At 72.8% G+C, this 6,773-nt stretch carries 8 protein-coding genes; 4 read left to right on the top strand and 4 right to left on the bottom strand.

All coding sequences use genetic code 11. The features are described 5' to 3' along the window. Positions 1-7: 7 nt before the first annotated feature. Positions 8-367 (bottom strand): hypothetical protein, encoded by a 360-nt coding sequence (locus LCD31_RS20280; RefSeq protein ID WP_224960256.1) that lies wholly within the window; start codon positions 365-367, stop codon positions 8-10. Further along, positions 364-1,245, bottom strand: coding sequence for a mycothiol conjugate amidase Mca (mca, locus tag LCD31_RS20285; protein WP_224960257.1), 882 nt, complete (start codon positions 1,243-1,245; stop codon positions 364-366). Before mca ends, LCD31_RS20280 begins: the two co-directional genes overlap by 4 nt. 183 nt (positions 1,246-1,428) lie before the next feature. On the opposite strand from mca, the gene LCD31_RS20290 reads away from it, so the two are divergent. Both LCD31_RS20290 and greA read left to right on the top strand, forming a co-directional pair. After that, a complete protein-coding gene (locus tag LCD31_RS20290; protein ID WP_224960258.1) occupies positions 1,429-1,863 on the top strand; it encodes a DUF4307 domain-containing protein in 435 nt (144 codons plus the stop codon). A gap of 187 nt (positions 1,864-2,050) precedes the next feature. Further along, entirely contained in the window at positions 2,051-2,539 is a 489-nt protein-coding gene (greA, locus tag LCD31_RS20295; protein WP_224960259.1) for a transcription elongation factor GreA, read from the top strand. A 545-nt stretch (positions 2,540-3,084) separates the two neighbouring features. Here the strand turns inward: greA and LCD31_RS20300 are convergent. Further along, entirely contained in the window at positions 3,085-3,573 is a 489-nt protein-coding gene (locus LCD31_RS20300) for an Lrp/AsnC family transcriptional regulator (protein WP_224960260.1), read from the bottom strand. 216 nt (positions 3,574-3,789) lie between these two features. Here LCD31_RS20300 and hppD point away from each other — a divergent pair, with 216 nt between their 5' ends. After that, positions 3,790-4,935, top strand: a complete 1,146-nt coding sequence (hppD, locus tag LCD31_RS20305; protein WP_224960265.1) for a 4-hydroxyphenylpyruvate dioxygenase — start codon at positions 3,790-3,792, stop codon at positions 4,933-4,935. A gap of 212 nt (positions 4,936-5,147) precedes the next feature. Here hppD and ilvA read toward each other — a convergent pair whose 3' ends face one another. Beyond that, entirely contained in the window at positions 5,148-6,359 is a 1,212-nt protein-coding gene (gene ilvA, locus LCD31_RS20310) for a threonine ammonia-lyase (RefSeq protein ID WP_224960261.1), read from the bottom strand. Between the two features lie 171 nt (positions 6,360-6,530). Here ilvA and LCD31_RS20315 point away from each other — a divergent pair, with 171 nt between their 5' ends. Further along, a complete protein-coding gene (locus LCD31_RS20315; protein ID WP_224960262.1) occupies positions 6,531-6,770 on the top strand; it encodes a hypothetical protein in 240 nt (79 codons plus the stop codon). Positions 6,771-6,773: the final 3 nt, after the last annotated feature.

The following is a 6,773-nucleotide window of genomic DNA, read 5'->3' on the forward strand; positions in this document are numbered from 1 at the left end:
CCCGAGGTCAACGGCCGGACGCACCACCGCGTCCGGGTTCGACCGGCGTTTCCCCGGCCGCCTCCGGTGCCCCGCCGGCAGCGGAGTCCGCCTCGTCGGCGGAGTCGGCGGGTTCCGCGGCCGCCTCGGCGCGGCGGGCCCGGGCCGGGGCGGCCTGGGCGGCGCGCTGCTCGTCGAAGCTGGTGGGCAGCTTCTTCAGGTGCTTGGTCATCGAACGGATCAGGAACGCCACCGCGATGGCGAACAGCACCAGCAGCAACAGCCCCACCGGCGAGGACTTGCCGAAGTCCTCGCCCTGGCCGCCCGGGTCCGCCGGCGGAGCGGGCGCCTGCGCGACCACCCAGGTCAGCGCCTCGTGCGCGTTCATGCCGACACCTTCTCCCGCACGCCGGAGAACAGGTCGTCCTCCGGCAACGTCGAATCGACCAGGGAGCGCACCAGCTCGTAGTCCTCGGTCGGCCACAGCGCTCGCTGGATGTCCAGCGGAACCGCGAACCACCGGCTGTCCGGGTCGATCTGGGTCGCGTGCGCGCGCAGCGCGTCGTCCCGCGCCTCGAAGTATGCCCCGCACTCGACGCGGGTGGTGACCCGCTCGTCGGTGTCCGGACGGGTGCCGTCCCACTTGGCCAGCCAGTCGCCGTAGGGCGACTCCAGGCCGCGCTCCAGCAGCGCGTCGTGGAACAGCTGCATCTTCTTCCGGGAGAAGCCGTGCGAGTAGTACAGCTTCAGCGGCTGCCAGGGCTCGCCCGCGTCCTGGTACAGCTCCGGGTCGCCCGCCGCGTCGAACGCCGCCATCGACACCTCGTGGCAGCGGATGTGGTCCGGGTGCGGGTAGCCGCCGTTCTCGTCGTAGGTGATGACGACGTGCGGGCGGAACTCGCGCAGCAGCGCGACCAGGTCGGCGGTCGGCAGCGCCGGGTCCACCGTGGCGAAGCAGCCCTCCGGCAGCGGCGGCAGCGGGTCGCCCTCGGGCAGGCCCGAGTCGACGTAGCCGAGCCAGCGGTGCTGCACGCCGAGGATCTCGGCGGCCTTGGCCATCTCGGCGCGGCGGATCTCGGGCATGTTCGCCAGCACGTCCGGTCGTTCCATGGCCGGGTTCAGGATGCTGCCGGCCTCACCGCCGGTGCAGGTGACGACCATCACGTCGTGACCTTCCGCCACGTAGCGCGCGGTGGTCGCCGCACCTTTGCTGGACTCGTCGTCCGGGTGCGCGTGCACCGTCATCAGACGCAGCTTCTCGGCCATCGGAGGCATGTTCCTTTCCCGCTCACGTCACACCCGGCCCCGCTCTTCGCCGGCCGGACACCCACAGGGATACTCAACGCGGGTGTCGCCACCCATTGTTCCCAACGGGCCGACATCCTCGAACGGCCGGGCAGGCATCGTCCGATCCGGCCGACCCCGATCGGAGCAGGGAGGCGGCGCGCGGTGAGCAACCAGGTCCCCGCAGGGCGGTACGGGTCACGGGCCCGTCGCACCGCTCCGCCGGCGGTCCGCTGGGGGCTCGGGATCCTCGCCGCCGTGGTGCTGCTCGGGGTGGCGCTGCTGGGGTACCAGAACCTGGGCAGCGCCCCGATCGAGGGCAAGCAGGTCGCGTTCCAGGTGATCGACGACGGCTCGGTCCACGTCACCGCCGAGGTCCGGCGCGACGATCCGGCGCGGCCGGCCGCGTGCGTGATCCGGGCGCGCGCCGAGTCCGGCGAAGAGGTCGGGCGGAAAGAGATCTTCGTGCCGCCCGCCACCGGAACGGTCCAGCAGGGCACGGTGCTGCGCACCTCTCATCGAGCGACCATCGGGGAGGTGTACGGCTGCACCTACCGCGTTCCTGAATATTTGTCCACCCACCAGCGGCCAACCGGGTGAACAAGACCTAACGGCCCCGGATGCTGAGAAAATGCACTCCATCGGTGGGCTGATTTGTGCTATCGTCAACGCCAGCACGGTCCCGCGCGGGCCGTGTTTTTTCCGTTCCTAGCAGTACCCGGAATTCGCGAGGACGGAAGTAGTCGGCCCGCGGAAGGCGGGTCGCCGTCGACGAGGAGTGGTGACCGTGAGCGATACCCAGGTGACCTGGCTGACCCAGGATGCTTATGCGCGGCTCAAGGGCGAGCTCGACGAGCTCGTGGCCAACCGCCCGGTGATCGCCGCGAAGATCAACGAGGCCCGGGAGGAAGGCGACCTCAAGGAGAACGGCGGATACCACGCCGCCCGCGAGGAGCAGGGCCAGCTCGAGTCGCGCATCCGCCAGCTCCAGGAGCTGCTGCGGACCGCGCAGGTCGGCGACGTGCCCACCGAGTCCGGCGTGGCCAAGCCCGGCTCCGTGCTGACCGTCCGCTACGACGGTGAGGACGACACCGAGAAGTTCCTGCTGGCCAACCGGGAAGAGGGCGCGCACGGCGACCTGGAGGTCTACTCCCCCAGCTCCCCGCTGGGCCAGGCGCTGCTGGACGCCAAGGAAGGCGAGACCCGAGAGTACGAGCTGCCCAACGGCGGCACCATGAAGGTGACCCTGGTCCAGGCCGAGCCCTTCTCCGGCTGAGCAATAGCGGAGGCGGGCGTGCTCCGACCACGCCCGCTCCGCATATCGGCCCCGCTTTATCGCCGCGCACGGCCCTCGTCGAGCGACGCGCACCTCCGCGCACAACGCCCCCATTACCCGGAGCGAGCCGCGATGCGCACTCGAGGACCGGCGCCCGCTGGTTCCGGCCGGATTCTCCGCCGAATCGAATCCATTCATCCCCGCGCATTTCTCGTTCCATTTTTCCGCGCGTCGAATTCGGTTTTCACGAATGGCGCCGGCATGCGCGCGCCCGCCGCCGCGGCGCGGCCGCAGACGGCCGATCCGCCCGCGCCGCACGGAGTTCCGCGCACCGGGCCGTGCGGGGAGCGCCGTGCCCCGCGGCGGCGCGGTCCCCGGACCCGGGCCGGACCAGCTCCGTTCCAGGAGGGCGCTGACCGGGCGGATCGGGTTCCGGCACCCCCGGGAAGGTCATCGCCCGGATCGGCCCATTTGTCCGGACAGGTGAATTCACCCCGTTCCGAGAACGACCGGCGCGGCACCCGCCGGGAATCCACCGCGGCCCGTCACGGTTCCTCCCCCGCCAACCGCTCCAGCAGCGGACGCACCCGCGGCGGCACCGGGGTGGACAGCGCGATCGACGTGGAGGTCCGCAGCACCTGCGGCGCGGCCACCACCTCGTCGATCACCCGCTGCAGGTCGGCGTTGGACCGCGCCACCACCCGCACCCACAGGTCGCCCTCGCCGGTGGTGGTCTGCACCTCGCACACCTCGTCGATCGCGGCCAGCCGCCGCACCACCGCGTCCCGCTGCCCCTGCGCGATCTCCAGCACCGCGAACGCGGTCAGCCCGTAGCCCATCGCCGCCAGGTCCAGGTCCGGCGGGAAGCCGCGCAGCACCTCGCGCCGCCGCATCCGGTCCAGCCGGGCCTGCACGGTGCCGCGGGCGACGCCGAGCCGCCGCGAGCACTCCAGCACCCCGAGGCGGGGTTCGTCGGCCAGCAACAGCAGCAGCCGGGCGTCGAGCGCGTCCAGCTCCGAGTCCTCGTGCTCCACCGATCCTCCTGCGCAACTTGACCGACCTGCCGAGCACCGCCGCCGCTCGACCGGACATGTTGTCCAGTGAACTCGACGTCCCTTGTGCAGCATGCCTGATGACCTCACCCTTCGTGACACACACCTCGCACAACGCAGGGAGGCACCGTGACCGGCACCGTTGACCACGGCGAGATCGGCAGCACCGGCAAGCTCGACGACGTCACCTTCGACCAGATGCGCAGGCTCGTCGGCCTCGTCGACCACGACTCCAGCCGCGACCCGTTCCCCGTGCGGGCGATGGACGCGGTCGTGTTCGTCGTCGGCAACGCCACCCAGAGCGCGTTGTTCTACCAGGTCGCGTTCGGCATGGAGCTCGTCGCCTACCGCGGCCCGGAGCAGGGCGAGCGGGACCACAAGGCGTACGTGCTCAAGTCCGGCTCGGCCCGGTTCGTGCTGCTCGGCGCGGTCGACCCGGACAGCCCGCTCGCCGACCACCACCGGGCGCACGGCGACGGCGTCGTCGACCTGGCGCTGGAGGTGCAGGACCTGGACCGCTGCGTGGAGCACGCCCGCTCCCAAGGGGCCACCGTCCTCGACGAACCGCACGAGCGCTCCGACGAGCACGGCGTGGTGCGGATGGCCGCCATCGCCACCTACGGCGAAACGCGGCACACGCTGATCGACCGCAGCCGCTACACCGGGCCCTACCTGCCCGGGTACGTGGCGCGCAGCGGCGGCTACACCAAACCGGCGGGCGCGCCGAAGCGGCTGTTCCAGGCCGTGGACCACTGCGTCGGCAACGTCGAGCTCGGCGAGATGGACCGGTGGGTCGGCTTCTACAACCGGGTGCTGGGCTTCGTGAACATGGCCGAGTTCGTGGGCGACGACATCGCCACCGAGTACTCGGCGCTGATGAGCAAGGTCGTCGCCAACGGCAACCACCGGGTGAAGTTCCCGCTCAACGAACCCGCGGCCGGGCGCAAGAAGTCGCAGATCGACGAGTACCTGGAGTTCTACCGGGGCGCCGGCTGCCAGCACATCGCGCTCGCCACCGGGGACATCCTCGGCACCATCACCGCGATGCGCGCCGCAGGCGTGGAGTTCCTGAGCACGCCGGACTCCTACTACGACGACCCGGAGCTGCGGGCCCGCATCGGGCAGGTGCGGCTGCCGATCGAGACGTTGAAGGAGCACGGCATCCTCGTGGACCGCGACGAGGACGGGTACCTGCTGCAGATCTTCACCAAGCCGATCGGGGACCGGCCGACGGTGTTCTACGAGCTCATCGAGCGGCACGGCTCGCTGGGCTTCGGCAAGGGCAACTTCAAGGCGCTGTTCGAGGCCATCGAGCGGGAGCAGGACCTGCGCGGCAACCTGTGACGCCGGGCGTGGGGGGGGGGGGGGGGGGGCGGGGCGGGCGGCCCCCGGCCGGGGGGGGGGGGGGGGGGGGGGGGGGGGGGGGCGCCCCCGCCGCGGCGGGGGCGGGGGGGCGGGGCGGGGGGGGGGCCCGGCGGGGGGCGGGGGGGCCCCCCGGCCCCCGGGGGGGCCCCCCCCCCGCGGGGGGGCCCCCCGGGGGGGCGGGGGGGCACCGCTCACCGCTCGGAGGTGACGGTGTAGCCGGCGCGGGTCAGCTCGGCGACCACGTGCTCGCGGTGCTCCGGCCCGCGGGTCTCCAGGCTCACCTCCACGTCCACCTGGCCGAGCGCCAGCGCCCCGGAGATCCGGGAGTGCTCGATGTCCAGCACGTTCGCCGCCAGGTCGCCGAGCCTGCCGAGCAGCTCCGCCAGCGAGCCCGGCAGGTCCGGCAGCCGCACCCGCAACGACAGGTAGCGGCCCGCGGAGGTCATGCCGTGCCGGATCAGCTGCAGCAGCAGCAACGGGTCGATGTTGCCGCCGGAGAGCACCGCGACCGTCGGCGGCGCCAGCAGGTCGGGGCGTTCCAGCAGGCCGGCGACGGCCGCGACCCCGGCCGGTTCGGCGACGAGCTTCATCCGCTCCAGGCACAGCAGCAGCGCCCGGGACAGGGCCTGCTCGCTCACCGCGATCACGTCGTCGACGAGGGCGGACACGTGCTCGAAGGTGACCTCGCCGGGCTGGGCGACGGCGATGCCGTCGGCCATCGTGCGCGTGTCGGACAGGCGCACCGGAGCTCCCTGCGCCAGCGAAGGCGGCCAGGCCGCGGCCTGCTCGGCCTGCACCCCGATGACCCGAACCTGCGGGCGCAGCGCCTTCACCGCAGCCGCGACCCCGGCGACCAGGCCACCGCCGCCGGTGGGCACCAGCACGGTGCCGACCTCCGGCAGCTGCTCCAGCACCTCCAGCCCGACGGTCCCCTGCCCGGCCAGCACGTCCGGGTGGTCGAAGGGGTGGATGAACTCGGCGCCGGTGCGGGCGGCGTGCTCCTGCGCCAGCGCGAGGGTCTCGGACAGCACCGCGCCCTCCGCGCGCACCTCGGCGCCGTAGGACTGGGTCGCGGCCAGCTTCGGCAGCGTCGCGCGCTCCGGCATGAACACCGTGGACTCGATGCCCAGCAGCGAGGCCGCCAGCGCCACGCCCTGCGCGTGGTTGCCCGCGCTGGCCGCCACCACTCCCGCCGCCCGGCGCTCCTCGTCCAGGGCGCGCAGCCGGACGTAGGCGCCGCGCAGCTTGAACGACCCGGTGCGCTGCAGGTTCTCGCACTTCAAGTGCACGTCGGCACCGACGTGGTCGCTGAGCACCCGGGAGTGGGCGAGCGGAGTCCGGCGGGCCACGTCCGCCAGGTCACCGGCGGCGGCGCGGATCCGGTCCAAGCTGATCAGGGACATGCGCCAATCGTGCCCCAGCGCGAAGCCGGACCGCCGACCGAGGTGTTGGGTACGCTGCTCGGTACGCGTGATCCGCCCGCGGCATCGGGGGTCTGCCGGGGCGCGCGCACCCACGACGGCGCAACGGCGCGCGGAGCGGCGGCTCCGGGGAGGACACGGATGGCACCGGCGATGGCATCGACGGGAACGCTTCCACTGGTCGGCGGGATCGCGGTGGCGGCGGTCCTGTCGGCGGGCGCCGTGTTCGCGGTCGCCCAGGCGGGCTGCGACGAACCCGGCTCGTACCGGCAGCAGGACGGGGTGGTCGAGCTGATCGGCGGCTGCGTGCAGGCGGAAGACCTGCCGGTCTCCCCGGAAGCCCAGGACGGCATCCCCCCGCACAACACCACGGGCACCTCGGTCGCCCCCTGACCC

Origin of the sequence: Saccharopolyspora sp. 6M, assembly GCF_020176775.1 — a bacterium.
Taxonomy (GTDB): domain Bacteria; phylum Actinomycetota; class Actinomycetes; order Mycobacteriales; family Pseudonocardiaceae; genus Saccharopolyspora_C; species Saccharopolyspora_C gregorii.

Coding starts and splice junctions, on each gene's coding strand:
- LCD31_RS20280 (WP_224960256.1), bottom strand. CDS start 367: ATGAACGCGCACGAGGCGCTGACCTGGGTGGTCGCGCAGGCGCCCGCT.
- mca (WP_224960257.1), bottom strand. CDS start 1,245: ATGGCCGAGAAGCTGCGTCTGATGACGGTGCACGCGCACCCGGACGAC.
- hppD (WP_224960265.1), top strand. CDS start 3,790: ATGCGCAGGCTCGTCGGCCTCGTCGACCACGACTCCAGCCGCGACCCG.
- ilvA (WP_224960261.1), bottom strand. CDS start 6,359: ATGTCCCTGATCAGCTTGGACCGGATCCGCGCCGCCGCCGGTGACCTG.
- LCD31_RS20315 (WP_224960262.1), top strand. CDS start 6,531: ATGGCATCGACGGGAACGCTTCCACTGGTCGGCGGGATCGCGGTGGCG.